The organism is Micromonospora sp. B11E3, from assembly GCF_039871625.1.
Taxonomy (GTDB): Bacteria; Actinomycetota; Actinomycetes; order Mycobacteriales; family Micromonosporaceae; genus Micromonospora.
Genome location: NZ_JBDPMC010000030.1, coordinates 48,933 through 71,848, shown reverse-complemented (window position 1 = coordinate 71,848; position 22,916 = coordinate 48,933). Strand labels below are relative to the sequence as shown.

Sequence of the window (22,916 nt, the reverse complement as noted above, 5' to 3'; positions counted from 1 at the left end):
CTTACACCGGGGGCGCGGGCCCCGGGGCATCCGTTCAATCCTGGGCCCGGGACTCCGCCAAGGCCATGGCCTTGGGCGACGATTTGCCAGGTACGAAAACGAGGACGTCGCGCATGACGAGCATCGACACCAGCGCCAGCAGGCCGGCCGTTCCGCCGAGCCAGCCGATCGCGCCGCCTACCCCGGCGGAGGTGAAGCCGGTGGCTACGTCCTGCTGGTTGAGCAGGGTCTGGGCGATCGCGAGACTGAATACGCCGCCGATCTGCTTGGTGAGGGTCGAGCCCGCGGTGGCCGTACCGATGTCCGTCGGCGGCACCGAGTTCTGCGCGGCGATCGTGATACCGCCCATCGCCGGCCCGGTGCCCAGTCCGGCCAGCGTCAGCCACACACCGATGAGGACGGGGGACGTGTTGTCGTCGAGCAGCAGGAAGCCCACGGCGCCGGCGGTCAGCAGGCAGGCGCCGACGAGCAGCACCGGTCGCGTCCGGCCCGTCTTCAGGATGACGGTGGCGGTGAGTCGGCTGCTGACCGCCATGCCGATCAACAGCGGAAGCAACAGCGCGCCGGAGGAGCTTGCCGAGTAATGGCGCACGTCGTGCAGGTAGAGCGGCACCATGAAGCTGATCGGCAGCGAGGCTGCCTGGAAGAAGAAGCCACCGGTCAACAGCGCCGTGTAGCTTCGGCGGCGCAACAGCTGCAGAGGCAGGACCGGCGTCTGCGCCCGACGTTCTACCGGAACCAGGGCGGCCAGCAGAACGAGCCCGACGAGCAGGGGCAACGCCACGGCCGGATGGGTCCACCCGAACTGTTGGCTCCCGGTGCGGTCGCTCTGGATGCTCAGTCCGATGGTGAGCAGCGACAGGCTGACGGTGAGCACCGTGATTCCGAGCGCGTCCAGCTTTCCGGTGGTGACCCGGGCCGTGCGCCCCGACGGGAGGATGGCAGACAGCAGGACGAGCGCCGTGCCGCCGATCGGCAGGTTGATGAGGAAGGTCCACCGCCAGCTGGCGTGGTCGGTGAGCAGGCCGCCCAGCAGCGGGCCGCCGACCATGCCGACGATCATCATGATGGCGAGCACCGTCTGCATGCGAACCATGCCGGTCGAACGCCCGGGCGGGTACAGGTCGCGGATGGCCGCCATGCTCAGGGTCAGCAGCGCGCCGGCGCCCAGCCCCTGGACGGTCCGAGCGGCGATGAGGAACACCATCGAGTCAGCGAGCGCGCAGGCGAGCGATCCGGCGACGAAGATGAACAGTCCGATCAGCAGGAGACTGCGCCGGCCGTACAGGTCCGAGAAGCGCCCGTAGATGGGGACGCTGACCGACGACGTGAGCAGGTACCCGGTGATCAGCCAGATGAACCACGAGCTGTCGCCTTCGACCTGCTCGACGATCTTGGGAAGGGCGGTGACGATTACAGTGCCGTCCAGCATCGCCAGGAATGCGCAAGCCAGGAGGGCGAAAGTGGCTATGCTGCGGTTCCGCGGAGTGAGATCGTCGTAGATTTCATTGGTAGTCATCGAATACCTCTGGTTGATGGCAGCACTGTTGACGGTGGCTCGGGCGCTAGGAGGCGATCGCCCTCCGGTCCGTACGCCTGGGTAGAGGATGTGATGGGCGTTCGCGGTCTCGTGGTCCCACTCCCGGGTCGGTCGTCCGATCCAACCCGCCTGCGGCCGTCACGAATGACTGGTGCCGCAGGGCGGCGCCGGTCGCGACTGGTGAGCCGCCCGTGCTCGCGTCGCCCGGTGCCCTCGTCGTCGCGGCTGCGGCGGAAGTGGCGGCGCGTCTCGCCTCTCCCGTGGTTGGTGGGGCCGCCGTCGCCGGCGCGTCGCCCACCGGGGGCCACCGCGTCCCGGTGGGCCGCTCATCGTGTGACTGCCGCCGTTCCCCTGTGCGTGGCATCCCCTTGTGGAAGAGACATGACGGCACTCTACGGAGCGAGCACTCACTCCGTCAAGGCCAGGTGTCCCGCTCGGCGATGTCAAGGCATTCGTGTCGCAACAGCGCCCTTCCGGGCTCTCTGTCACCTCTCGTCCGGGGTGTCGAGCGGATACGCGGGATGCTTCTTCTGCCCGAGGGGCGGCGGCGGTGCGTTGAGGTGAGCATCGTCGTCGGGACATCTCCACGCCAGGTCAACTCACGGGGGAAAGAGTGACAATTCGGGTGCTCATCGCCGAGGACATGTACATGTTGCGCAAGGCGCTGGTGTCTCTGCTTGAGCTGGAGCTCGGCATCGAGGTGGTTGCCGAGGTCGGGGACGGGACCCAGATCATGCCCACTGCCCGGCAGACCCGCCCGAACATTGCGGTGGTCGACATCAATCTGCCGGGCCTGGACGGCCTGAGCGCCGCGTCGGCTCTGCATAAAGCGGACATCGGCTGCCGGACGATCATTCTGACGAGCCTGGGACAGCCGGACCACCTGCGTCGTGCCATCGCCGCCAACGTGCACGGGTTCATGCTGAAGGACTCCGACCCGGGACAGCTCAGCGACGCGATCCGGTCGGTCGCCTCCGGCAAGCGGGTGATCGACCCGGAGGCGGCGCTGGCGGCCATCGATGCCCGGCCGCACCGTCTGACCGAGCGGGAGCTTCAGGTGCTGCGGCTGGCGGCGGACGGCGAGGAAGCCCGGCAGGTCGCCGCACGGCTGAGCCTCTCCACCGGAACGGTACGCAACTACCTCTCTACAGCGGTGTCCAAACTCGGCGGCCGCAACCTTGTCGACGCGCTGCGTATCATGCGCGAGTCGGGCTGGCTCTGAGCCCCCCCCCGGCGGACTCGCCGGTCCGGTCGGTGCCCGGACCGGCCACTGCGCTCGGCTGACCTGGCACGGCGCTGGGACGCCGACGTGCGACGGCCTCCTCCACCGACTGGAGGAAGCCGTCGCACGATCATGCGACCTGCTCGCCGAGTCGGTTCAGCGGGGGGATGAGCTGCGCCTCCTCGTAGGCGAAGTGCTTCTCGAGGTCGGCGGTGAGCCGGGCGACGTCGTCGCGTACCTCGGCGGCGGTCCGCTCACCGGCCTCGAAGCCGCTGATCAGCTCGCGCAGTTCCGCGATGGCCTCGGCCACCACATGGTGCTCCTGCCGCAGGCGGGCGATCGCGGGGGAGAGCTCGGGCATGTGCCTTTCCAGCGGCCCGAAGGCATCGTCCTCGTGCTCGTGGTGATGGGTCAGGAGGTCGCACACGGCGATACAGTGCATTGCCAGTTGCGCCCTCAGGGCGACCGCGGCGGGCGCCGTCGGCGAGCCGCCCCGGATGACCCCGTCGAGTTCCTCGAGCGTCGATTCGAGCCCGCGACGGATATCGGCATGGACACGTCCGAGAAAGTCGCCGATGGCGCCACGGCGTTCTTCGGTCCAAGGTTCTGACATGTGTTTCCCCTGGGGAACGGCGTACGGATGTGGTCCGGTGCCGGACGCGCACCGGACAGGGTACGGCGGACGGCGCTCGCCGGGCCGGGCGGCGAGCCTCACGGCGGTCAGGCGACGACTGCCTCGATCACTGCGGTGTTCGCCACACCGGACCAGGCGGGCCGGATCCAGGTGATCTCGTTCAGCTCGAGTCCGGCACCACCCAGCAGACTACGGAACTCCCGCTCGCTTCGTTCCGCACCACCGTTGAACAGCATGCCGAGGTGGCTGTACGCGGCCAGCAACGAGCCCGCGGTGGTGTCGAACCTGTCCGGACGGATGGTCTCCACCAGCAGCAGCCGACTGTCGGGCTTCATGGCGGCACGGATGTTCGCCAGCAGGGTCCGGCTGGCGTCGTCGTCCCAGTCGTGCAGCACGCTCTTCAGCAGGTACGCGTCGTGACCGGCTGGCACGGAGGTGAAGAAATCGCCATCGACGACCTCGCCGCGCCCGGCCAGCCCGGCCTCGGCCAGCGTCCGCCGCCCCGCCTCGCCGGCCGAGGGTAGGTCGAACAGCGTCCCGCGCAGCTCCGGGTTCGCCCGAAGGATCGCGGCCAGCAGGGTGCCTTCGCCGCCGCCGACGTCGACGAGGCTGCGGAACCTGCCGAAGTCGTACGAACGCACCACCGCCTCGCTGGTGTGTTGGGAGAAGAAGGTCATGGCGCGGTGGAAGATCTGCGCGACGTGCGGCGGCATCTGGGCGAAGGGATTGCCGCGCGGTTTGTCCTCACTGCCCTTCGGCGGCTCCCGCAAGAGCTCCGGCAGGGAGATCCAGCGCTGGATGTGGCCCGGACCCGCGTGCATCAGTGCGACCGCATGCAGCGAAAGGTCGGCGTCCTTGCGGAGCAGACGACCGGCCTCGGTGAGCGCAAACCGGCCCTCGCCCTCGTCCGTGAGCAGCCCGGCGGAGGCGAGCAGGTACAGCAGTCGCAGGAGCGAGTCCGGATGCGTACCCGTACGCCGCGCCAGCGTCTGGTGGTCGTGAACGCCGTCGGCCATGGCGTCGGCGAGCTCGAGGCGGGCCGCGGCGTTGACGGCGGTGGACAGGTAGTGCCCTGTGATCATCTGGAACACGGCCGTCGCCGTGGTCGGCGCGTCGGGCAGGGGCGTTGCTGCTCGCGTCATGGTCACCGTCCTCGCTGGAGGGAAGCTGCTCCCGGACTGTCCGCTCCCGTGCTCGAGTCCGGGTGGAACAGACCTTGAGGACTGCGGCACGGCCTTCCGTGTGGGACCGGCACGACCCGGCCGTGCGGGCGAGCCGGTCCAGAGAGCCTCGACGAAGGATCGAGACGACGCCAGCACCATTGCCAGGAGTAGCCCGATGCCAGCAGGAAGGCTGATGATGTCGCAGGAACACTACCCGGTCGTGATCGTGGGCGCCGGCACAGTCGGTCTCTCGATGGCGGTCGCTCTCGCTCACCACGGCGTGCCGGTACTGCTCGCCGAGCGGCACCCCGGTACGACCACTCACCCCCGTGCCACCGGGGTCCAGCCCCCGGTGAAGGAGTTCTTCCGCAGCCTGGGACTCGATGAGCGCATCCGTGCCGCGAGCGCCGACCTGATGCCGAGTAACGGCAAGGTCGACCTCGAGACGCTTGCCGGCACGGACCTGTCCACGGCGCCGCGGATTCCCACCCCACCGAAGGATGTCGCCGAGTTGACCGCGCGGATCAGCCCGACGCCGATCGGACCGTGTGCCCAGGACCGCATCGACAAGGTGCTGTGCGACGCGGCGCGGGAGAAGGGCGCCGTCCTGCGGTTCAGCACCGAGGTGACCGCAATGGTCCAGGACGGGTCCGGCGTCACGGTCACGCTCACCGACACCCGCAGCGGGGACGTCCAGGAGGTCCGCGCGGACTACCTGGTGGCCAGCGACGGCTCCGCCAGCTTTGTGCGTCGGGCCGTCGGGATCGACATGCGAGGCCCGACCGGCCTGGGTAACCCGATGATCAATGTTCTCTTCACCGCGGACCTCGCCGACCTGGTCAGGGGCAACGAGTTCGCCTTCGCCCAGATCAGCAACCCGCGCTCCGAGGGCATCCTGCTGACCATCGACAACCGTGACCGGTGGATCTACCACATCAGCTACCGGGACGACGAGGAGACGCTGGGCGACTACCCCCACGAGCGCTGCGTCGACCTCATCAGGGCGGCGATCGGCCGTGACGACATCCCGGTCGAGATCGTCAGCACGATCCCCTGGCGCATGTCGGCCCGGGTGGCAGAACGGGTCGTCGAGGGCCGCGTCGTCCTCGCCGGCGACTCCGCGCACACGATCCCGCCCATCGGGGCGTTCGGCATGAGCAGCGGCGTCGCGGACGCGTGCAACCTGGCCTGGAAGTTGGCCTTCGTGGTGAAGGGTCTCGCCGGGCCGGGACTGCTGCGCAGCTACGAGACCGAACGGCTGCCCATCATGAAGTTCACCCGGGACCAGGCGCTCCTGCGCTTCTCCCACCTGGACCTGCACTGGGATGCCGAGAAGTACGGCGAGCGCGCCGCGGTCGAGATGGCGGATCCACTCGTCACCGCCCTCGCCTACCAGTACCACGACGGGGCGGTGATCGACGCGCCGGGCGAGCTGCGCTCGCTGTCGCGCGCCGACGAGAACCTCGACGGCTCACCGGGCACCCGGGTGCCCCACGCGTGGGTCGAGCACGACGGCCGGCGGATCTCCGTCCTCGACCTGCCCGGCCCCGGGTTCGCCCTGCTCACTGGTCCGGACGGCGCGGAGTGGCTCGCCGCGGCGGAAAAGGTGGCCGCGCGTACGGGTGTGGACCTGCCCGCATACCGGGTCGGCCCGGGGTGTGAGGTCGCCGACGACGGCGAGTGGCTGTCGTCGGCCGGCCTGACGTCGGCCGGGGCCCTCCTGGTCCGGCCCGACATGTTCGTCGCGTGGCGGTCGCCGGTTCTTCCGGACGTGCCGGAGGAGCAGCTCGCCTCGGCTCTGGACCGGATTCTCGACCGCGCGTCGATCGCAAGCTGAACAGCCCGCCGGTGTACGCACCGCCCGGCGACGGGCGGTGCGTACGCGCTGTCCGGAAACCCGTCGGACGACCGAAGGAGAGACGATGACCAAGACGACGAACCCCGCGCCGCTCAGCGGCTTGGACGGCCGCAGCGCGGTGGTGACCGGAGCGACGCGGGGCGTCGGCCTCGCCGTGGCACGCAAGCTGTGCCTGTCCGGCACCGACGTGCTCCTGAACTACGCCCACGACGACACCGCCGCCCGCGAGGCGGTCCGCGCTCTCGACGGCCTGCCCGGCAACGCCGTCCTGGCCAAGGGCGACGTGGCCGACACCGCGGCCCTGCAGAAGGTACTCGACCAGGCCGAGGAACGCTTCGGGGGCCTGGACATCTTCGTACACAACACCGCGTTCTTCCGGCCGTCGGCGGCGCTCGACGTCACCCCGGTGCCGGTCGAGCGCGCGTTGTCGGTCGCCCTGCGGCCGATGCTCTCCGCCGCACCGCGACTCGCCAAGCTGATGGCGGGCCGCTCCGGGCGCATTATCGCGCTCTCCAGCATCGGTGCGCGCCGCGTCGTGCCCCGCTATGTGGGCGCCGGGATGGCGAAGGCGGCGCTGGAGGCCCTGGTCCGGTATCTCGCCGTAGAGCTCGCCGGCAGCGGGACGACGGTCAACGCCATCTCCACTGCCAAGATCGACAAGGGAGACGGCGCCGTGCCGCCGGAGGTTCTGAAGGCGTTCGCCCTGCGTACCCCCGCGGGACGGCTGACCACGCCGGACGACGTCGCCGGGGTCGTGGCCCTGCTCTGCACGCCAGAGGCTGCGTGGATCCAGGGCCAGACCATAACGGCCGACGGAGGCTTCGAACTACCGGCGGCCTGAGCGGAGGCGATCACGATGCGCATCATCGACCTCTCCTCGCCTGTGGACGCCGCGGCGTGGGAACCCGACCCGGTGGTCCACCAGATCATGACGCCGGCCGAGGGCGCCCGGCACATGAGCGAGGAGATGAAGAAGCACCTGGACGTCGACTTCGACCCGGCCGTCCTGCCCGCCGGCGAGCTGTTGTCGCTGGACACGTTCACCCTGACCAGCCACACCGGTACGCATGTCGACGCGCCGTCGCACTACGGTACCGTCGCGGAGTACGGCACTCCCCGGCACATCCACGAGATGCCGCTCGACTGGTTCCTACGGCCCGGCTTCCTGCTCGATCTGCGCGGCCAGCCGGTCGGGGCCGCTGGCGTGGACGTCATCAAGAAGGAGCTGACCCGGATCGGCCGGGACCCCGAACCCTATGACATAGTCCTGCTCAACACCGGCGCGTCGGCCCACGCCGGCAGCCCGAAGTACTTCACCCACTTCACCGGCCTGACCGGCGACGCCGTGGAGTTCCTGCTCGACCTCGGTGTCGTGGTGATCGGCACGGACGCCTTCAGCCTCGACGCGCCGTTCGGCGACATGATCGAGCGATACCAGCGCAGCGGCGACACGTCGGTACTGTGGCCGGCGCACTTCGCCGGGCGGCGGCGGGAGTACTGTCAGATCGAGCGGCTGTGCAACCTCGACTCGCTGCCGGGCCCGACCGGGTTCACCATCTCCTGCCTGCCCGTCAAACTCAAGGGCGCGGGCGCCGGCTGGAGCCGGGCGGTGGCTCTGGTGGCCGACTGAGAGCCGTCGTCATCGTGGACGACCAGTGAGAAGGGCCCCGAGTGGGCCCTTCTCCTATGTCCGCAGCCGGTTCGGGCCTCACCGCCGACCGCCGGTCGCCGCTGCGACCTTGAGCGGCTCCCACCAACTGCGGTTGCGGCGGTACCAGTCCACGGTCGCCGGGAAGCCCCCGTCCACGTGCACCTGCGGCACGAAGCCGAGCGACGTCAGGCTGTCGCCCGCCAGCGAGTAGCGGAAGTCGTGGCCGGGCCGGTCAGCCACCTCACGCACCTTCGCGGCGCCGGCGCCGCATGCGGCGATCAGGCGCTCCGTGACGTCGCGGTTGGACAGCTCCTGTCCGCCCGCGACGTGGTACACGGAGCCGGCGAGGCCCTTCTCCAGGACGAGCTGCACCGCTCGGCAGTGGTCGTCGACGTGGATCCAGTGCCGGACGTTGCGGCCGTCGCCGTACAGCGGGACAGGCAGGCCGTCGAGCAGGTTCGTGATGAACAACGGGATCATCTTCTCCGGGTGCTGCCGCGGCCCGTAGTTGTTCCCACACCGGGTGATGCTGACGTGCAGCCCGTGCGTGCGAGCGAAACTGAGGGCGAGCAGGTCCGCGGCCGCCTTCGTGGCCGCGTACGGGGAGTTGGGGTCGAGCGGGCTGCGCTCGTGCCAGGAACCGAACTCGATCGAGCCGTACACCTCGTCGGTGGACACCTGCACGAAGCGTTCGGTGCCCGCGTGCAGCGCGGCGCGCAGCAGAGCATGGGCGCCGCCCACGTTGGTGTCGACGAAGGCCTGGGAGCCCGCGATCGAACGGTCGACGTGGCTTTCGGCGGCGAAGTTCACGATGGCCTCGTGGCCGGGGACGAGGGCCGTGAGCATGGCGCCGTCGGCGATGTCTCCCCGGATGAACGTCAGCCGGGGGTCGTCGAGGACGGGCGCCAGGTTGGCCATGTTCCCGGCGTACGTCAGCAGGTCGACGACCGTGACCGCGACGTCGCGGTGGCCCGCCAGCAGGCGACGGACGAAGGTCGATCCGATGAATCCGGCGCCGCCGGTGACGAGCAGGCGCATGCGTTCTCCTCCGGTGCGTGCGGTACGACTCAGGCGAACTGCGGGTTGCGGGTCGGGTCAGCCCGGGCGACCGGTCAGCGCGAGGCCGTGGTTCAGCCCACGGGCGGCGGCGAGGGCCACCTCCAGCCGGTCGTCCAGCCGCGCGCCCCGGGCGCTGACGTAGCCGTCGGGGCGTACCAGCAGCCAGCCGGAGTCCGGCACGCCGAGCGTCTCGGCAAGCGAGGACGGACCGTCAGGGAGGGTGCGGGTGTCGAGCCAGCCCTCCGTGCCCACCGTCGAGCGCCGCGCCCCGGCCGAGGCGGCCTCACCGGTGAACAACGTCCAGCGGCCGGTCCGCAGCTGGCCGGCGAGGGCGAGGCAGGCCGCGCTCCCGCTGTCCAGGCGCACCGCGGTGACCCGCTGGCCGGGCGCCGGGCCGGCGCCGGGACGGTCCGTCGGGAACGTCAACGGGCTGTCCGGATAAGCCAGGCGCAACCCGGACACACCGCCGAGGATCTTGCGCTGAAGCTTCACCCGCAGCGCGGGGAAGGCGCGGATCACCGAGAACACCACCGGCAGCGCCACGCCGGCCAGGGCGTTCCTCAGCTGCACCAGCAGCGTGGCGCTGCGAGTCGACTGCAGCAGCGCCCGGCCCACCGGGACCCGCTCGAGCGAGTAGCTGTCGAGCAGCGCCGGGTCGGCGTATCCGTCGATCACCATGGCGAGCTTCCAAGCCAGGTTGAACGCCTCCTGGATACCGGTGTTCATGCCCTGCCCGGACGCGGGACTGTGTACGTGGGCCGCGTCGCCGGCGAGCAGGCAACGACCCGACCGCATCTCGGCGATCATGCGCTGTTGGAAGGTGAAGACCGAGACCCACGTCGGGCGGGACACCTTCACCGGTACGCCCAGCCCGTGGCTGAGCTTGCGGCTGAAGCGCTCCGCCACCGCCTCCGGGCGGCCGTCCTTGGACACCGTGTCCAGCAGGCGCCACCGCCCCGGGGTGCTCATCGGCACCATCATCATCGTGACGCTGCCGCTGCGGACCCAGTGGATGCTGTTGCGTGGCAGGTCGGTGTCCAGATCCGCGTCGGCGATCAGCCAGGTCTCGCTCGACCTTCCGATCAGCGGCAGACCCAGCTTCTTCCGGACGGTGCTGTGGCCGCCGTCGCAGCCGGCCAGCCAGTCCACGCGTACCGCCTCGCGGCCGTTCGGGCCGGTGAGGTACGCGGTCACGCCCTCGTCATCCGCGTCGAACTCGTCCAGGCGGACGTTCCACTCCACCGCGGTGCCCAGCGTGGCGACCGCCGCCCGCAGCACCGCCTCGGTCTCTACCTGGTCGATGCAGAGGGTGAACGGGTACTGCGTCGGCATCCGCGTGTAGTCGGCGTCCAGCCGTGCCAGGGTCCTGCCGTTGTGGTGCAGGGTGAACGCCTGGATGCGTTGGCCCCGGGCAAGCATGTCTGCGGCCACGCCCATCTGGTCGTACACCTCGAGAGTCCGCGGGTGGGTGGCGATGGCCCGGCTGGTGGTGGCCGGTTCGGCGCGGGCGTCGACGACGCGTACCCGCACACCGCGCCGCAGTAGCTCGTGCGCCAGGGTCAGACCCACGGGTCCGGCGCCCACGACGAGGACCTGGGCGGCAGCAGGCCGGTTCTCGGCAGGAATGGACATCGTTGCTCCTCACTTTCGGTCGGCCGCACCTGGTGCCGGCGGCTGAGGGGGCAGGTTCATGGCAGCTTCAATCCCGCCGTACGGGCGACTGTCAGGAAGTGCCGGACCTCGTTCTCCGGATCGGGGGTGCGGGGGCCCAGCAGCGACATGGCCGGGCAACGGCCTGAACGCACCACGGGATGGCGGCGGGCCAGTGTGGTCAGCCCCTGCCCCGGCCCGCACTCGAGCAGCAGGCACTGCTCGCCGGCCAGCAGGAATTCGAGCGCCGGCCAGAACAGCACCGGCTCGGCGGGATGCCGGGTCCAGTACGCCGGGTCCAGGGCTGTCTCCCCGGTGAGCCATCCGGCGGTGTAACCGGAGACGATCGGGATGGCCGGGGGCCGGACCGGTGCGCCGGTCGGACCGAGCGCGGACCGCTCCACCAGGGGCCGGAGCGCTTCGCTGTGGAACGGGGTGAGCGAGGCGACCGGCGTACACGTGAACCCGCCCCGGCGCAGCGCCCACGTGGTCCGACGCAACGGGCCGGCGGCGCCCGCCAGCACTGTCTGGCGCGGCGCGTTGATGGCGCCGACGTCCACCCCCGGCGACAGGTACGGCACGACCTCCTCCCGGGAGGCCGCCACCGCGACCATGCCACCGGGCGGGGCGTGGGCCAGCAGGACGATCCGGTCCATCACGAGCCGCACGGCGTTGTCGAGCGTGAACACGCCGGACAGCGCGGCGGCCGCGACCTCGCCGATGCTGTGGCCGAGCAGCACGGTCGGCCGCCTGCCCCCGCGTACCACCAGGCTGCCCAGCGCGTAGTCGATCGCGAACAACAACGGCTGGGCGCGGGTGACGTGGTCCAGCGGCAGCCGAGGCGTGTCGCTGAGCCAGTCCGCCCGTAACTCCGCGCCGGCGGGTCCCATGAGCCCGAGAACCTCGTCGACGGCCGCGGCGAACGCGGGTACGTCCCGGTACAGGCCGGTGCCCATGCCGGGGTACTGCGATCCTTGTCCCGGTAGCAGCAGGGCCAGGGGCAGCTCCGCCGGTCCGGGGTCGGGCTCAGGCATGCCTGCGTCTCCCTCCGAGGTCGGCTCCGGCGCGGCACCGCGCTCCGGGCCCTCACCTGACCTGGAAGCGCTCCGAGGCCAGCGCTATGCCGGGCTCGCCGTACGCCACGTGCCGCAGGATCGTGCGGAACAGCGGAGTCCTGCTGACGACCCGGGCGAGCCGGGGCCGCACCCAGGCGGCGACGGGATTGGCGGACAGCATCGCCTTGCTCTGCAACGCCTGGAACTTGATCACCTTGCGGATGGCGGGACGGCGCCGTTCGGCGAAGCGCCCCAGGACCTCGGCGCGGGCGTCACCCTCGTCGAGAGACGTCATCAGGATCGGATGCAGGACCACCGCGTCCTGGATCGCCAGGTTGATGCCCTGGGCGCCGATCGGACTGTGCGTGTGGGCGGCGTCACCGATCAGGACCAGGCCGTCGGCGGTCCAGGACCGCGCCTCCTGGGTGAACACGTCCAGCAGGGAGAGGTCCGCCAGGGACGTCAGGTGCCGCCGGATCCGGTCCCGGTACGGCGGCAGTGCCTCCTCGATGCGGGACCGGACGTGGTCGAAGCCCTCTGCGGCGACCTCGCGGTAGCCGCCGTGGGGCAGCGTCCAGCCCACCTGCATGCTGTCGGGAAAGGACCGGTAGACCAGCACCGGGTTGCCCCCGCCGCGGAAGATCCGCACGGTGGGCTCCGGGTCGTCCGTGGCGGGCAGCTTGAACCACAGGACGTCGTGCCCGAAGGCCTCCACACGATCGGCCGGTATGCCGGCCAGCGTCCGGATCTTCGAGTACCGCCCGTCCGCGCCGACCACACAGCGCGCCGTGATGGTCTGACGCGCACCGCCGTCGCTGGTCACCACGCCCTCGACCGCGCCGCCGGCGCTGCGGAGCAGCTCGCCGGCCCGGGCGCCGGGATGGTAATGGAAGCCGGCAAATGCGGCGCAGGCCTCCAGCAACTCCTCCAGCAGGTGGCGCTGCGGCAGGCTCAGCAGTGTGTTGTGGGGCCCTGGCAGGTGGCGGTAGTCCACGTCGAGCAGCACTCGACCGCGGTCGACGAGCTGGAAGCCGCTGTGCTCGTACCCGCCCCGGGCGCGTGCCCCGGCCAGCACCCCGAGCGCCTCGAGCACCGCGGCCCCGCCCGGTTGCAGGATCTCACCGCGGTACTCGCGGTCCAGCGAGCGGCTACGCTCCACGACGCGGACGGTCGCTCCCGAGCGGAGCAGGAGCAGGGCAAGGGTCAGCCCCGCGGGCCCGCCGCCGACAACGCACACGTCGCACGGCAGCGCGCCCGCGGTTCCCGCGTCGGGTGGTGTCACTTGACCGCTTCCTCGGGATCGGCTGCCCGGTTCCACGCCACGTGCTCCACCCGCTCGACGGTGACCGTCCTCGCGAGGCGGACGAGCGCCTGGTACTCCTCCTGCGCGGTCGCCGGCTCGTACGCCTCCGGGTCCCACCAGTAGCCGATCCCGATGTAGCGGCCCGGACGCCGCACGGACCGGTTGAGGTCGGCGTACCCGAAACCGCGCCGGTCCCTGACCGTGTCGGCGTACGTCGCGAACGCCTTCTCGAACGCCGCCGGGTCGCCGTCGACCTCGAAGGTGGTGACGTTCATCAGCGGCTTGGCGAACTCCTCCCGCTTGCCGGCCTCCTCGCCGGCGTTGACCCGGAAGAGGTTGACGCACGGCTCGATCTCCGCGTTCTCGAGCATCTTGTGCATGACGCCCTGGTGCGCGCGGAACTCGGGACTCTCCGTCACCTTCTGGAAGGCCTCCCTCGTGACCCACCAACCGAAATTGACGTAGGTGGACGGGTCCTGCGAGAGGTACACCGCCTGGTGCGCGCCGAACCCGTCCTGCCGGCGCATCCACTCGACGTGCTCCAGGAAGAAGCGTTCGAACTCCTTCGGGTCGCCCTTGGTCCGAAAGCGGGCGACGATTGTCGTGAGGTTGCCGGTCTCCGCCTTGGGTGCGCTGTCCATGTCTCCTCCTCCAAGCTGGGTACGTTTCCTGCGGGGGTCAGTAGTTGCCGAGTCCGCCGCAGACGTTCAGCGCCTGCGCCGTCACCGGCGCCGCGGCGTCGGAGGCGAGGTAGGCGACCATCGCCGCCACCTCGTGCGGCTCCGTGTAACGGCCGAGCGGGATCTTCGCCTGGAAACGGCGCAGCACCTCGGCCTCCGACACGTTCCAGTGCGCGGCGTAGCCCTGGCGCACCCTGCCGGCCATTGGCGTCTCCACGTAGCCGGGGCACACGGCGTTCACCGTGATACCTGTCTTGGCCAGCTCGATGCCCAGCGCCTTGGTGAACCCGACCACGCCGTGCTTGGACGCCGAGTACGGAGCCGCCAGCGCCACGCCCTGTTTGCCGCCGGTGGAGGCGACGTTTATGATGCGCCCGCGCGGCAGCTCCCGCATGCGCCCGACCGTCAGAACGGCCCGGGTCATCCGGAAGACGCCCGTCAGGTTGGTGTCGATGACGTCTTCCCACAGCTCGTCGGTGATGTCGGCGGTCACACCGCCACCGCTGCGTCCCGCGTTGTTGACGAGCGTGTCGATGGGACCGAGATGCTGTGCCGCAGCCGTGACGAACCCGGTGACGGCGGCGGGGTCGCGCACGTCGCAGGTACGGCCGGCCACGTCCAGGCTCTGCCCGCGCAGTTCCTTCACCGTCGCGTCGAGCGCCGCGCCGTCGCGGGCGCAGACGAAGACCCGGAAGCCTTCCCTGGCGAGGGCTTTCGTCACCGCGAGGCCGATCCCCCTGGTCGCTCCGGTGACGATCGCGGTCCGCTTCTCCGGGTTCATGCGTCTCCCCTTCCGGCACGGGCATGGGCGGCTGGGCATGAGACTGCGGCCCGTAGCTCGATCCCGGCTCGATGAGCGTTGGACGCCCGGCCCGCCCGGTCGACGGCGGGTTGAGCGGTTCTCCAGGCGTTCTCTCCAGGCTCAGGCGAGGTGTTGCCGCGACCCGTGGGGCCGGCAACGGGTGACGACGCGGAAAGGGAGCTGACATGACGCTGCCGGCGCAGGTGGCACAGCAGAACGACGATCCGGTGACCGAGACCCTGTACCAGCAGGTCCAGCACTTCTACGCACGCCAGATGCAGTTGCTGGACGAGGGGCAGATAGCCGCGTGGGCGGACACATTCACCGTGGACGGGGTCTTCGCGGCCGACGCCCAGCCGGAGCCGGTGGCGGGCCGCGCGGCGATCCGTACCGCGGCGCAGGCGGCCCGCGACGCGCTGGACGCGAAGGCCATCCGGCGCCGGCACTGGCTCGGCATGGTCGACGTCCGACCGGACGGTCCCGATCAGGTTCGGGTCGTCAGTTACGCGCTTGTCCTGGAGATCCCGCGGGGCGGCCCGGCCACCGTCCACGTCCACACGACCTGCGACGACGTGCTGGTCAGGCAGGGCGGGGCGTGGCGGGTCAAGCACCGCCAGGTCCGGCGTGACGACCTGGCCGGGGGAGCGGCTCGATGACCGGCATCCTGCACGTGCCGCTGGAGCAGAGCCCGGTCGCCACCGCGGACCCGTACCCGGGGCTGGACCGGCTGCGGGAGGCCGGGCCGGTGGTCCGGGTGCAGACGACGTTCATGGGGGAGGTGTGGCTGGTGACTCGCTACGATCTCGCCCGGGAGCTTCTCGCCGACCTGCGGTTCAGCCGCCGACGTCCCGACGACGGCGAGGTCGCCGCCGTCGACTCGGACCCGCCCGATCACACCCGGATTCGCAAGCTGGTGCGCCAGGCGTTCACGCTGCGGCGCGTCACGGGCCTGCGCGGCTGGGTGCAGGAGTTGGTGGACGGCATGCTCGACGAACTGGAAACCGACCGGCCGGTGGACCTGCTGGATCGCTTCGCCTACCCGCTGCCCATCGCGGTGATCTGCGAGATGCTCGGGGCGCCCGCCGAGGACCGCGCGGACGTCCGGGCGCGCACCGAAAAGATCCTGGCGGGGGAGGTGGCGGAGAACCGGGAGGAGGTCTACGAGCGGACCAAGCAGTACATAATCGACCTCATCGAGACCAAGCGCCGCTCGCCGGGCAACGACCTCATGAGCGCGTTGATCGCCGCGCACGACGGTGGTGAGCGGCTCAGCGGACCGGAGCTCGTCGAACTGGGGATCGCCCTGATCGCCGCCGGCTACGCGACGACGACCAACCTCATCGGAAACGGGATCCACGCCCTGCTGACGAATCCCGACCAGCACAGCCAGCTCAAGCAGCACCCGGAACTCATCGGCACGGCGGTGGAGGAGTTCCTGCGTTACGAGAGCTCCTTCAGCGCTGCGGGGCAGATCGCGAAGGAGGACGTGAACCTCGAGGACGGCACGGTGATCCGGAAGGGTGACGTCGTCCTCGTCTCCTTCGGCGGGGCCAACCGGGATCCTCGCAGGTTCCCGGATCCGCACCGGCTGGACATCACGCGCGACCCCAACCCGCACCTGGCGTTCTCCCACGGGATCCACCACTGTCTCGGCGCGCCACTGGCACGCATGGAAGCGCAGGTGGCGATCGGCACGATCGTGCGCCGGTTCCCGTCGATGCGGCTTGCCGACGAGGTGCGGTGGCGCGCAAACATCATGCGCGGCCTGCACGAGTTGCCCGTGCTCCTGGAAGGCTGACCGCGGTAGGGCCCGGTACCGGCGCCGGAACCGGGCCCTACCGTGTGTGGGCGTCAACGGTCGTGCGGCACGGCTCGTCGTCCCCTCGGGCCGCCGTACTCCAGATCGAGATAGGCGGAGGCTTGCAGGTTGAACAGGGTGGCGTAGTCCCCGCCGAGGTCCATGAGCTCGTCGTGACCTCCCTGCTCCGCGAGCGTTCCGCCGCGGAGCAGGAGGATTCGGTCCGCGTGCCGGACCGTGGAGAAGCGGTGCGAGATGTACAGGGTGGTGCGGCCCTCCGCGAGTTCGCGAAGCTTGCGGAAAAGGTCGTGTTCGGCCTCGGCGTCGAGGGCCGAGGTGGGCTCGTCGAGCAGCAGGACGGCCGAGTCCCGCATGAAGGCGCGCGCCAGCGCGATCCGCTGCCATTCGCCGCCGGAGAGGCTGACACCCCCGGAGAACCATCGTCCCAGCGTGGTGTCGAGCCCTTGTGGCAATCGTCGTGCCCAGGTGTCGACGCCGCCCTTGGTGGCCGACTCCTCGATGCGCCGGCGGTCCTCCAAGGCGGGCAGGTCACCCACGCCGATGTTCTCCGCGGCGGTGCCCTGGTACATGACGAAGTCCTGGAACATGGCGCTCATCTGCTGCCGCAAGTCCTCAGGGTCGTACTCGCGCAGGCACACGCCGTCGAGGAGGATCCGGCCGTCGTCCGGGTCGTACAGGCGGCACAACAGCTTCAGCAGCGTCGACTTGCCCGCGCCGTTGCGACCCACCACCGCCACGGTCTCGCCGGGCCGGATCTCGAAGCTCATGTCACGGAGCGCGTATCGCTGGGTGCCGCGGTAGCGGAACGAGACGTTCTCGAACACCACGTGGCCGCGCACCCGGCCGGGTAGCCGCCGAGGACGCTCCGGGGCGGTGATCGCCGGCTCGGCGTTCAGGAAGCCGTACAGGTTGGCCAGGTAGAGCGAGCTCTCGTGCAGGCCGGTGATGCCGAAGAAGATCATCTGTACGGATGACTGCACGGACGCCACCGCCGCCGTGTAGAGGGCCATGTCGCCAATGGTCATCCGCCCCGCCATCGCCTCCAGCGCGATGAAGAGGTAGGCGAGTGCATTGACGAACATCGATATCAAGCCCCAGGTCACCCCGACGAGGTTCCGGCCCCGGATCAACCGCGCCTGCCGGCGGTAGTAGACCTCTCCGAGCTGGCGGTACCGATCCACGAAGTACCGACCGAGGGCGAAGAACTTCACTTCCTTGGCGTACGTGTCGGTGGTCGTCAGGGTGTTGAGGTACTCCATGCGTCGGACGAGGGGCGAGCCCCACATCATCAGCAGGAAGCCCCGGACGCCGAACTTGTGGTCGGCCAGGAAAGCGGGGATGGGGGCGAGCAGCGCGGCCAGGGCGATCCACGGGCTCACGACGATGAGCAGGCCCAGCATGCTGCCGAAGGTGATCAGCGTCTTGACGAGGTCGAAGAGCCCGGAGACCATCGACACCGGCCGGGTGGCCGTGCCGTCGCTCGCCTGCCGGAGCAGGTCGTAGGAGTCGGACGACTCGAAGAACGACAGGTCGAGGCGAGCGGCGTGGGCCATCACCTGGTGTCGGATGCTGAGCGCCACCTTCTCCTGGAGCAGTTGCCGGCAGATGTTCGTCGCCGCGGTCCCCGCGGCCATGAGCGCGAACACCAGCAGCTGCGCACCGGTCACGGCGACCACCTTGGTGGTCGGCGTGACCATGGTGGACCAGCCGGTCAGCGGTACGCCGAGCGCCACTCGGGCGGGACCGCCGTCCGCGCCCAGCCCCTCCACGACCGTGTCCGTGAGCAGTTTGGCGACGTAGGCGGCCGCGGTTGGCGCCAGACCGCTCAGCACGGTGGCGACCAGCAGCCCGAGGGCGAGCGCGGGGCTCGCCTGCCAGGTGATGCGCAGCACCCGGGGAAGGCCCCGAAGTGTGCTGAGCAGCCGGGCACGCGAGCCCCGCAGCCGCGATCGGAGCCCCACTCCCGGCTTCCGCAACGGTGGTTCGCCGATCTCCAGAGGACCGGTGAGTCCGCTGTCGCCGACACTTACCGGGTCGTCGATGGGGCCGCGCCGCATACCTTTTCCTCCGCGGGATCGTCTGATCGTGGGGTGTCGTCAGGCGAGCTGCCCGGGTCAGCGGGCGTTCACGAGTCCGTTGACGTGGTCGACGATTGCCTGCGGGGTGCTGCTTGTCACGACCGCCTCGTCGGGCAGGGCGACGCCGAACTCCCGGTGGATCCGGCTCTGCGTCTCGAGCAGTGCCAGGGAGTCGTAGCCCAGCTCCTCGAAGGTCCGGTTTGCCGCGTCCGCGAGCGGCTGGGCGTCCTCGTTCTCGCCGGCGCACTCGCGCATGATGCTCTGCAGTCGGTGCAGGGTGATCTGTCGCATGATGACCTTTCTCTCGTGTCGTGCTTGCAGGGCTCAGCCGGCTGCCCGCAGCACCATGGCCGAGTTGAACCCGCCCGTGCCGCGGGCCAGCACCAGCGCCGCCTTCGGCTTCCACCTGCGTGGAGTCCCGGTTACCAGGTCGATCTCGTAGGCGGGGTCGACGGTGCGTACGTTGATGGTGGGTGGGATGACGCCGTCGCGGAGCGCCAGCAGGGCACAAGCCAGGTCCACCGGTGCGCCGCCGGAGTTCATCCGGCCGGTCATCGTCTTGGGGACGGTGACCGGAACGGCACCCGCGCCGAAGACGGACGTGATGGTTGCGGCCTCGACGCCGTCCTGCTCCGTGGAGCCGGACCCGTCGGCGAAGACCACGCCGATGTCGGCGGGCTCGAGACCGGCGTCGGCCAGGGCGACCTCGGCCGCGCGGCGCAGGCCGGGCTGCCCGCCGTGGCGCGGCGCGGCGTCGAACGAGGCCCCGTACCCCGCGATCTCGCCGTACGCCCGGGCACCGCGGCTGCGTGCCGAGTCGGCGTCCTCGACGACGAGGATCGCGCCGCCCTCGCCGGGCACATGCCCGTGCGCGTCGACGTCGAACGGTAGGTAGGCCCGGTTCGGGTCGTCGCGGGTGCTGAGCTGGGTACCGCTCATCCGTGAGACCCATCCGTACGGGCAGAGCGAGCTGTCCGCGCCCCCGGACATGACCAACCGCAGCCCCTTACGGATGTTGCGGCGTGCCTGGGCGACCGCGTCCAACCCGCCGGCCTGGTCGCCGACGAACACCCCGGCCGGCCCCCGCATCGCGTGCCGGATCGAGATCTGTCCCGAGTTGACCGCATAGAACCAGGCGAAGGACATGTACACGCTGACGTGCTGCGGCCCCTTGCCCCACAGGTTGTCGAGTTCCCGCTGGCCGAACTCCAGGCCGCCGGACGCGCCCGCCGTCGAGACACCCATCTGCTCGGTGTCGTAGGTCCCGGGTTGCACACCCGCGTCCGTCAGGGCCCAGTCCGCCGCGGCGAGCGCCAGCTGCGTCATCCGGTCGGTCTGCGGGATGAGGCGCTTCGGCAGGTGCTCGTCGGGATCGAACTCGGGAACCTCGCCGGCCAGGCGGGACGGGTAGCGGCTCGCGTCGAAGCGCCGCACCGGACCGATGCCCGACTCGCCCCGCAGGGTGGCCGACCAGAACCTCTCGTGCCCCAGGCCGTTCGGCGCCGCGACGCCGAGGCCGGTCACCACCGCGGTGGTCATACCGTCGCCTTTTTAGGACGCGCCAGCACCATGGCGCTCTGGAATCCGCCGAATCCGCTGCCGACGCTGAGTACGGTGCTGATCCGGCCCTCCCGGGCCTCGAGCGGTACGTAGTCCAGATCGAGTTCCGGGTCCGGCTCGTGCAGGTTGGCGGTCGGGGGAATCGTCCCGTGCGCGATCGCCAGAGCGCACGCCGCGACCTCGATGGAGCCCACCGCGCCAAGGGAATGGCCGACCACAGGCTTGATGGAACTCACGGGGGTGCGGTAAGCGTGGTCGCCGAGACTGGCCTTGAGAGCCGCTGTCTCGTGCCGGTCGTTCTGCTTGGTGGCGGTGCCGTGGGCGTTGACGTAGTCGATCGCCTCGGCTGGCAGACCACTCTCGGCCAGCGCCGCGGTGACGGCGGCGGCCAGTTCGACGCCGTCGGCGCGCAGACCGGTCATGTGGTATGCGTTGCTGCGCGCGGCGAAGCCGGTGATCTCGGCGTAGATCCGCGCGTCCCTGGCGAGCGCGTGGCCCAGTTCCTCGAGCAGGAGGATCGCCGCCCCTTCGCCGAGCACGAAGCCGTCCCGGGTGCGGTCGAACGGCCGCAGGGCGTGCTCCGCGTCGTCGTTGCGTGCGGAGGTCGCCTTGATGGCGTCGAAGCAGGCTACGGTGATGGGCGAGATGGGGGCCTCGGTGCCGCCGGCGACCATGACATCGACGCCGCCCTCTCGGATGAGGTCGCAGGCGTGCCCGAGGGAGTCCAGGCCGGACGTGCAGCCGGCGGAGACGACCGTGGCCGGTCCCTGGGCGTTGACCTCCCAGGCCACCTCGGCCGCGAGCGATCCCGGCATGTAGTAGTCGTGCAGGTGGGGGCTCGCGTACCGGTGGTCGACCTCCCAGTGCCGGCTCGTGTCGCTGAGGACGACGTACTCCTCCTCCAGCTTGACGGTGCATCCGACGGCGCTACCGATACTCACGCCGACGCGGGTAGGGTCGCCGTCCAGCACCAGCCCGCTGTCGCCCAATGCCTCCCGCGTGGCGACGAGAGCGAACTGTGCAGCCCGGTCCAGGCGCCTGTTCTCCCGCGCCGACAGGCCCTCCTGGGACGCGTCGAAGTCCACCTCTGCGGCCATGCGCGACCGGAAGGCCGAGGCGTCGAACGCGGTGATCGGTCTCGTCGCGGTGCGGCCCGCCGTGATCCGCTCCCAGAATGCCTTGGCGCCGATCCCGCCGGGGGCGACGATTCCCAGCCCGGTGATCACGATCCTTCTTCGGCTCATCTCGGCTCCATCGGAACGTCTTTCGCCCAGTGCATGGTCGGTTCTCCCTGTCGGCTCCGGGAACGGTCGAAGACTGGTGGCTCGAGCTTGGGCGGCGGTTCTGGAACATCGCTCGAGAGCTGACGAAACCGGGCCGCCGCACGGGCGCCACCCCGTCCATGCCCGGGCAGGCGGAGCAGGGGAGGGGACACCTCACCGACAAGGCGTCCGGGAAGCGCCTTGGTCGACACGGGCGGGCAGCGGCGCCACGGCGCGGAGCAGGAACCCGTCCGGTGCGAGCCGCGTGACGGTCAGCCCGCCGCCGATCTCCGCCAGCCGGGAACGCAGGTTGCCGATGCCATTACCGCCCTCCGCGGCCGGCGTGCTCCGGGCGTCCGTGCCCGCGCCGTCGTTGAAGATCGTCAGGCGGACCGAGGCGCCGGCCCGTACGATCTCGATGCGGCAGTGGCGGGCCCGGCTGTGCCGCAGCAGGTTCGTGACGCCTTCGCGCAGTACGGTGGCGAGAACCACGTCTACCGACGCCGGCAGCTGGTCCACCTCGGCCTTGACGGTGGTGTCGATCCCGACCTGGCTCAGCATGCCGGCGGCGGACCTGGTCTCGGCGGGTAGGGACATCGTGAGGGAGCCGCTCGCCACGGCGCGGACCTCGGTCAGCGCCCGGCGGGAGGTGCGCACCACCTCACGTATCTCCTCCCGGGCGCGGTCGTCGCGGGCCGGGACCAGGCGGTACGCGAGCTCGCTCTTCAGGACGATCAGCGACAGACTGTAGCCGAGGGTGTCGTGCAGGTCACGTCGTATCCGGAAGCGTTCCCGCTCCGTCGCGGCCTGCGCCACGCGTGCGGTCCGCTCTGGAAGTTGCCCCATCACGCAGACGAGACGGGTCAGGTGTGACAGGCCGAAGACGGCCAGCCCGGTGAGGCTCGTCAGGGCCGTGGTCTCGACGAGGTCGGCGGCCGGACGCCCGAGCGTGGCGAGGATCCCGTCGGTGAACGCGACAGCCACGGCGAACAGCAGCCAGGCCGGGAGCGTGGGCAGGAGCAGGAGCACGGACCCGGCGAGCAGGCCCGGCATGCCGGACCAGGACTCGGGAAAGAGCAGGAACGGGCCGTATGTCATGGCCGCCTGCACGGCCAGCGTTCGCAGGTGGACCGGCCGGTGGCCCGGCCCGGCCGACAGGGAATGCCTGATCTGCAAGAGCAGCAGAATGGCGTGCAGGACGATGGAGGCGGTGAATTCCGTCGCGGTGGGGTGGTGCCGCAGTATCTGGCTGACGCTGAGGATGGAATAGCTGAGCAGTGCGACCGCGACCGCTATCGCCGTACCGATATGGCGGCCCGTGAGCCGGGCGGCGGAAGAGGTGGGCGGACTGGTGGACACGTTCGTCATGGAACCCCCGTCGTGACCTGCTGTCGGGCTCAAAGGCTTATCGGCTGTTCCCTCTCCGTCGCGGTGGCCCACCGCGAGACAGCTTACTTCGCTGAGTGAGAACTCTGCTGCTCACCGTCTATGTCCCGGGCTGGACCTTGGGTGGAATATCGGCGTTTGTGCCTTTATTGGCTAACGTCCCGCAGGCGGCCATGACAGGCGCAGGTAGTCGC

General features: G+C 70.3%; 20 protein-coding genes. 6 read left to right on the top strand and 14 right to left on the bottom strand.

Annotated features, from left to right (window positions below):
- Positions 1 to 34 precede the first annotated feature (34 nt).
- Positions 35 to 1,519 carry an MFS transporter gene (locus tag ABGB16_RS17100; RefSeq protein ID WP_347669054.1) on the bottom strand — a complete coding sequence of 495 codons (1,485 nt, stop codon included), beginning with the start codon at positions 1,517 to 1,519 and terminating at the stop codon, positions 35 to 37.
- Positions 1,520 to 2,165: 646 nt separating this feature from the next.
- On the opposite strand from ABGB16_RS17100, the gene ABGB16_RS17095 reads away from it, so the two are divergent.
- Complete coding sequence (locus tag ABGB16_RS17095) at positions 2,166 to 2,762, top strand: response regulator transcription factor (protein ID WP_347669053.1); 597 nt, start codon at positions 2,166 to 2,168, stop codon at positions 2,760 to 2,762.
- Between the two features lie 130 nt (positions 2,763 to 2,892).
- Here ABGB16_RS17095 and ABGB16_RS17090 read toward each other — a convergent pair whose 3' ends face one another.
- Positions 2,893 to 3,375 carry a hemerythrin domain-containing protein gene (locus ABGB16_RS17090; protein WP_347669052.1) on the bottom strand — a complete coding sequence of 161 codons (483 nt, stop codon included), beginning with the start codon at positions 3,373 to 3,375 and terminating at the stop codon, positions 2,893 to 2,895.
- Between the two features lie 107 nt (positions 3,376 to 3,482).
- Complete coding sequence (locus ABGB16_RS17085) at positions 3,483 to 4,538, bottom strand: methyltransferase (protein WP_347669051.1); 1,056 nt, start codon at positions 4,536 to 4,538, stop codon at positions 3,483 to 3,485.
- A gap of 214 nt (positions 4,539 to 4,752) precedes the next feature.
- On the opposite strand from ABGB16_RS17085, the gene ABGB16_RS17080 reads away from it, so the two are divergent.
- The 3 genes from ABGB16_RS17080 (at position 4,753) to ABGB16_RS17070 (ending at position 8,047) form a co-directional block, all read left to right on the top strand.
- A complete protein-coding gene (locus ABGB16_RS17080) occupies positions 4,753 to 6,396 on the top strand; it encodes an FAD-dependent monooxygenase (protein WP_347669050.1) in 1,644 nt (547 codons plus the stop codon).
- Between the two features lie 85 nt (positions 6,397 to 6,481).
- Positions 6,482 to 7,258, top strand: coding sequence for an SDR family oxidoreductase (locus ABGB16_RS17075; RefSeq protein ID WP_347669049.1), 777 nt, complete (start codon positions 6,482 to 6,484; stop codon positions 7,256 to 7,258).
- Between the two features lie 15 nt (positions 7,259 to 7,273).
- Complete coding sequence (locus ABGB16_RS17070; RefSeq protein WP_347669048.1) at positions 7,274 to 8,047, top strand: cyclase family protein; 774 nt, start codon at positions 7,274 to 7,276, stop codon at positions 8,045 to 8,047.
- 78 nt (positions 8,048 to 8,125) lie between these two features.
- Here the strand turns inward: ABGB16_RS17070 and rfbB are convergent, their stop codons facing one another.
- From rfbB to fabG, 6 genes are read right to left on the bottom strand one after another with little or no spacing between them, the layout of a single operon-like run.
- Positions 8,126 to 9,106, bottom strand: a complete 981-nt coding sequence (gene rfbB / locus ABGB16_RS17065) for a dTDP-glucose 4,6-dehydratase (RefSeq protein ID WP_347669047.1) — start codon at positions 9,104 to 9,106, stop codon at positions 8,126 to 8,128.
- 57 nt (positions 9,107 to 9,163) lie between these two features.
- Entirely contained in the window at positions 9,164 to 10,759 is a 1,596-nt protein-coding gene (locus ABGB16_RS17060; protein WP_347669046.1) for an FAD-dependent oxidoreductase, read from the bottom strand.
- A gap of 56 nt (positions 10,760 to 10,815) precedes the next feature.
- A complete protein-coding gene (locus tag ABGB16_RS17055) occupies positions 10,816 to 11,811 on the bottom strand; it encodes an acyltransferase domain-containing protein (protein ID WP_347669045.1) in 996 nt (331 codons plus the stop codon).
- 52 nt (positions 11,812 to 11,863) lie between these two features.
- The gene (locus ABGB16_RS17050) at positions 11,864 to 13,114 is read right to left on the bottom strand and encodes an FAD-dependent monooxygenase (RefSeq protein ID WP_347669044.1); all 1,251 of its coding nucleotides are present in this window, start codon (positions 13,112 to 13,114) and stop codon (positions 11,864 to 11,866) included.
- Complete coding sequence (locus ABGB16_RS17045) at positions 13,111 to 13,776, bottom strand: antibiotic biosynthesis monooxygenase (RefSeq protein WP_347669043.1); 666 nt, start codon at positions 13,774 to 13,776, stop codon at positions 13,111 to 13,113. The genes ABGB16_RS17050 and ABGB16_RS17045 overlap by 4 nt, the downstream gene beginning before the upstream one ends.
- 37 nt (positions 13,777 to 13,813) lie before the next feature.
- On the bottom strand, positions 13,814 to 14,596 hold the full coding sequence (gene fabG / locus ABGB16_RS17040) for a 3-oxoacyl-ACP reductase FabG (protein WP_347669042.1): 783 nt from the start codon (positions 14,594 to 14,596) through the stop codon (positions 13,814 to 13,816).
- Between the two features lie 206 nt (positions 14,597 to 14,802).
- Here fabG and ABGB16_RS17035 point away from each other — a divergent pair, with 206 nt between their 5' ends.
- Both ABGB16_RS17035 and ABGB16_RS17030 read left to right on the top strand, forming a co-directional pair.
- Entirely contained in the window at positions 14,803 to 15,273 is a 471-nt protein-coding gene (locus ABGB16_RS17035) for a nuclear transport factor 2 family protein (RefSeq protein ID WP_347669041.1), read from the top strand.
- The gene (locus ABGB16_RS17030; RefSeq protein WP_347669040.1) at positions 15,270 to 16,415 is read left to right on the top strand and encodes a cytochrome P450; all 1,146 of its coding nucleotides are present in this window, start codon (positions 15,270 to 15,272) and stop codon (positions 16,413 to 16,415) included. The genes ABGB16_RS17035 and ABGB16_RS17030 overlap by 4 nt, the downstream gene beginning before the upstream one ends.
- Before the next feature lie 53 nt (positions 16,416 to 16,468).
- Here the strand turns inward: ABGB16_RS17030 and ABGB16_RS17025 are convergent, their stop codons facing one another.
- The 5 genes from ABGB16_RS17025 to ABGB16_RS17005 form a co-directional block, all read right to left on the bottom strand.
- Positions 16,469 to 18,493 (bottom strand): ABC transporter ATP-binding protein, encoded by a 2,025-nt coding sequence (locus ABGB16_RS17025; protein ID WP_347669039.1) that lies wholly within the window; start codon positions 18,491 to 18,493, stop codon positions 16,469 to 16,471.
- Between the two features lie 57 nt (positions 18,494 to 18,550).
- Complete coding sequence (locus ABGB16_RS17020) at positions 18,551 to 18,805, bottom strand: acyl carrier protein (RefSeq protein ID WP_347669038.1); 255 nt, start codon at positions 18,803 to 18,805, stop codon at positions 18,551 to 18,553.
- Positions 18,806 to 18,838: 33 nt separating this feature from the next.
- On the bottom strand, positions 18,839 to 20,053 hold the full coding sequence (locus ABGB16_RS17015; RefSeq protein ID WP_347669037.1) for a ketosynthase chain-length factor: 1,215 nt from the start codon (positions 20,051 to 20,053) through the stop codon (positions 18,839 to 18,841).
- The gene (locus tag ABGB16_RS17010) at positions 20,050 to 21,318 is read right to left on the bottom strand and encodes a beta-ketoacyl-[acyl-carrier-protein] synthase family protein (RefSeq protein WP_347669036.1); all 1,269 of its coding nucleotides are present in this window, start codon (positions 21,316 to 21,318) and stop codon (positions 20,050 to 20,052) included. Before ABGB16_RS17010 ends, ABGB16_RS17015 begins: the two co-directional genes overlap by 4 nt.
- A gap of 192 nt (positions 21,319 to 21,510) precedes the next feature.
- Positions 21,511 to 22,695 (bottom strand): histidine kinase, encoded by a 1,185-nt coding sequence (locus ABGB16_RS17005; RefSeq protein ID WP_347669035.1) that lies wholly within the window; start codon positions 22,693 to 22,695, stop codon positions 21,511 to 21,513.
- Positions 22,696 to 22,916 lie beyond the last annotated feature (221 nt).

Bases quoted from the DNA above. Each gene is read 5' to 3' on its own strand.
- ABGB16_RS17100 (WP_347669054.1), bottom strand. From the start codon at position 1,519: ATGACTACCAATGAAATCTACGACGATCTCACTCCGCGGAACCGCAGC.
- ABGB16_RS17090 (WP_347669052.1), bottom strand. From the start codon at position 3,375: ATGTCAGAACCTTGGACCGAAGAACGCCGTGGCGCCATCGGCGACTTT.
- ABGB16_RS17085 (WP_347669051.1), bottom strand. From the start codon at position 4,538: ATGACGCGAGCAGCAACGCCCCTGCCCGACGCGCCGACCACGGCGACG.
- ABGB16_RS17080 (WP_347669050.1), top strand. From the start codon at position 4,753: ATGATGTCGCAGGAACACTACCCGGTCGTGATCGTGGGCGCCGGCACA.
- ABGB16_RS17075 (WP_347669049.1), top strand. From the start codon at position 6,482: ATGACCAAGACGACGAACCCCGCGCCGCTCAGCGGCTTGGACGGCCGC.
- ABGB16_RS17070 (WP_347669048.1), top strand. From the start codon at position 7,274: ATGCGCATCATCGACCTCTCCTCGCCTGTGGACGCCGCGGCGTGGGAA.
- rfbB (WP_347669047.1), bottom strand. From the start codon at position 9,106: ATGCGCCTGCTCGTCACCGGCGGCGCCGGATTCATCGGATCGACCTTC.
- ABGB16_RS17060 (WP_347669046.1), bottom strand. From the start codon at position 10,759: ATGTCCATTCCTGCCGAGAACCGGCCTGCTGCCGCCCAGGTCCTCGTC.
- ABGB16_RS17055 (WP_347669045.1), bottom strand. From the start codon at position 11,811: ATGCCTGAGCCCGACCCCGGACCGGCGGAGCTGCCCCTGGCCCTGCTG.
- ABGB16_RS17045 (WP_347669043.1), bottom strand. From the start codon at position 13,776: ATGGACAGCGCACCCAAGGCGGAGACCGGCAACCTCACGACAATCGTC.
- fabG (WP_347669042.1), bottom strand. From the start codon at position 14,596: ATGAACCCGGAGAAGCGGACCGCGATCGTCACCGGAGCGACCAGGGGG.
- ABGB16_RS17035 (WP_347669041.1), top strand. From the start codon at position 14,803: ATGACGCTGCCGGCGCAGGTGGCACAGCAGAACGACGATCCGGTGACC.
- ABGB16_RS17030 (WP_347669040.1), top strand. From the start codon at position 15,270: ATGACCGGCATCCTGCACGTGCCGCTGGAGCAGAGCCCGGTCGCCACC.
- ABGB16_RS17025 (WP_347669039.1), bottom strand. From the start codon at position 18,493: ATGCGGCGCGGCCCCATCGACGACCCGGTAAGTGTCGGCGACAGCGGA.
- ABGB16_RS17020 (WP_347669038.1), bottom strand. From the start codon at position 18,805: ATGCGACAGATCACCCTGCACCGACTGCAGAGCATCATGCGCGAGTGC.
- ABGB16_RS17015 (WP_347669037.1), bottom strand. From the start codon at position 20,053: ATGACCACCGCGGTGGTGACCGGCCTCGGCGTCGCGGCGCCGAACGGC.
- ABGB16_RS17010 (WP_347669036.1), bottom strand. From the start codon at position 21,318: ATGAGCCGAAGAAGGATCGTGATCACCGGGCTGGGAATCGTCGCCCCC.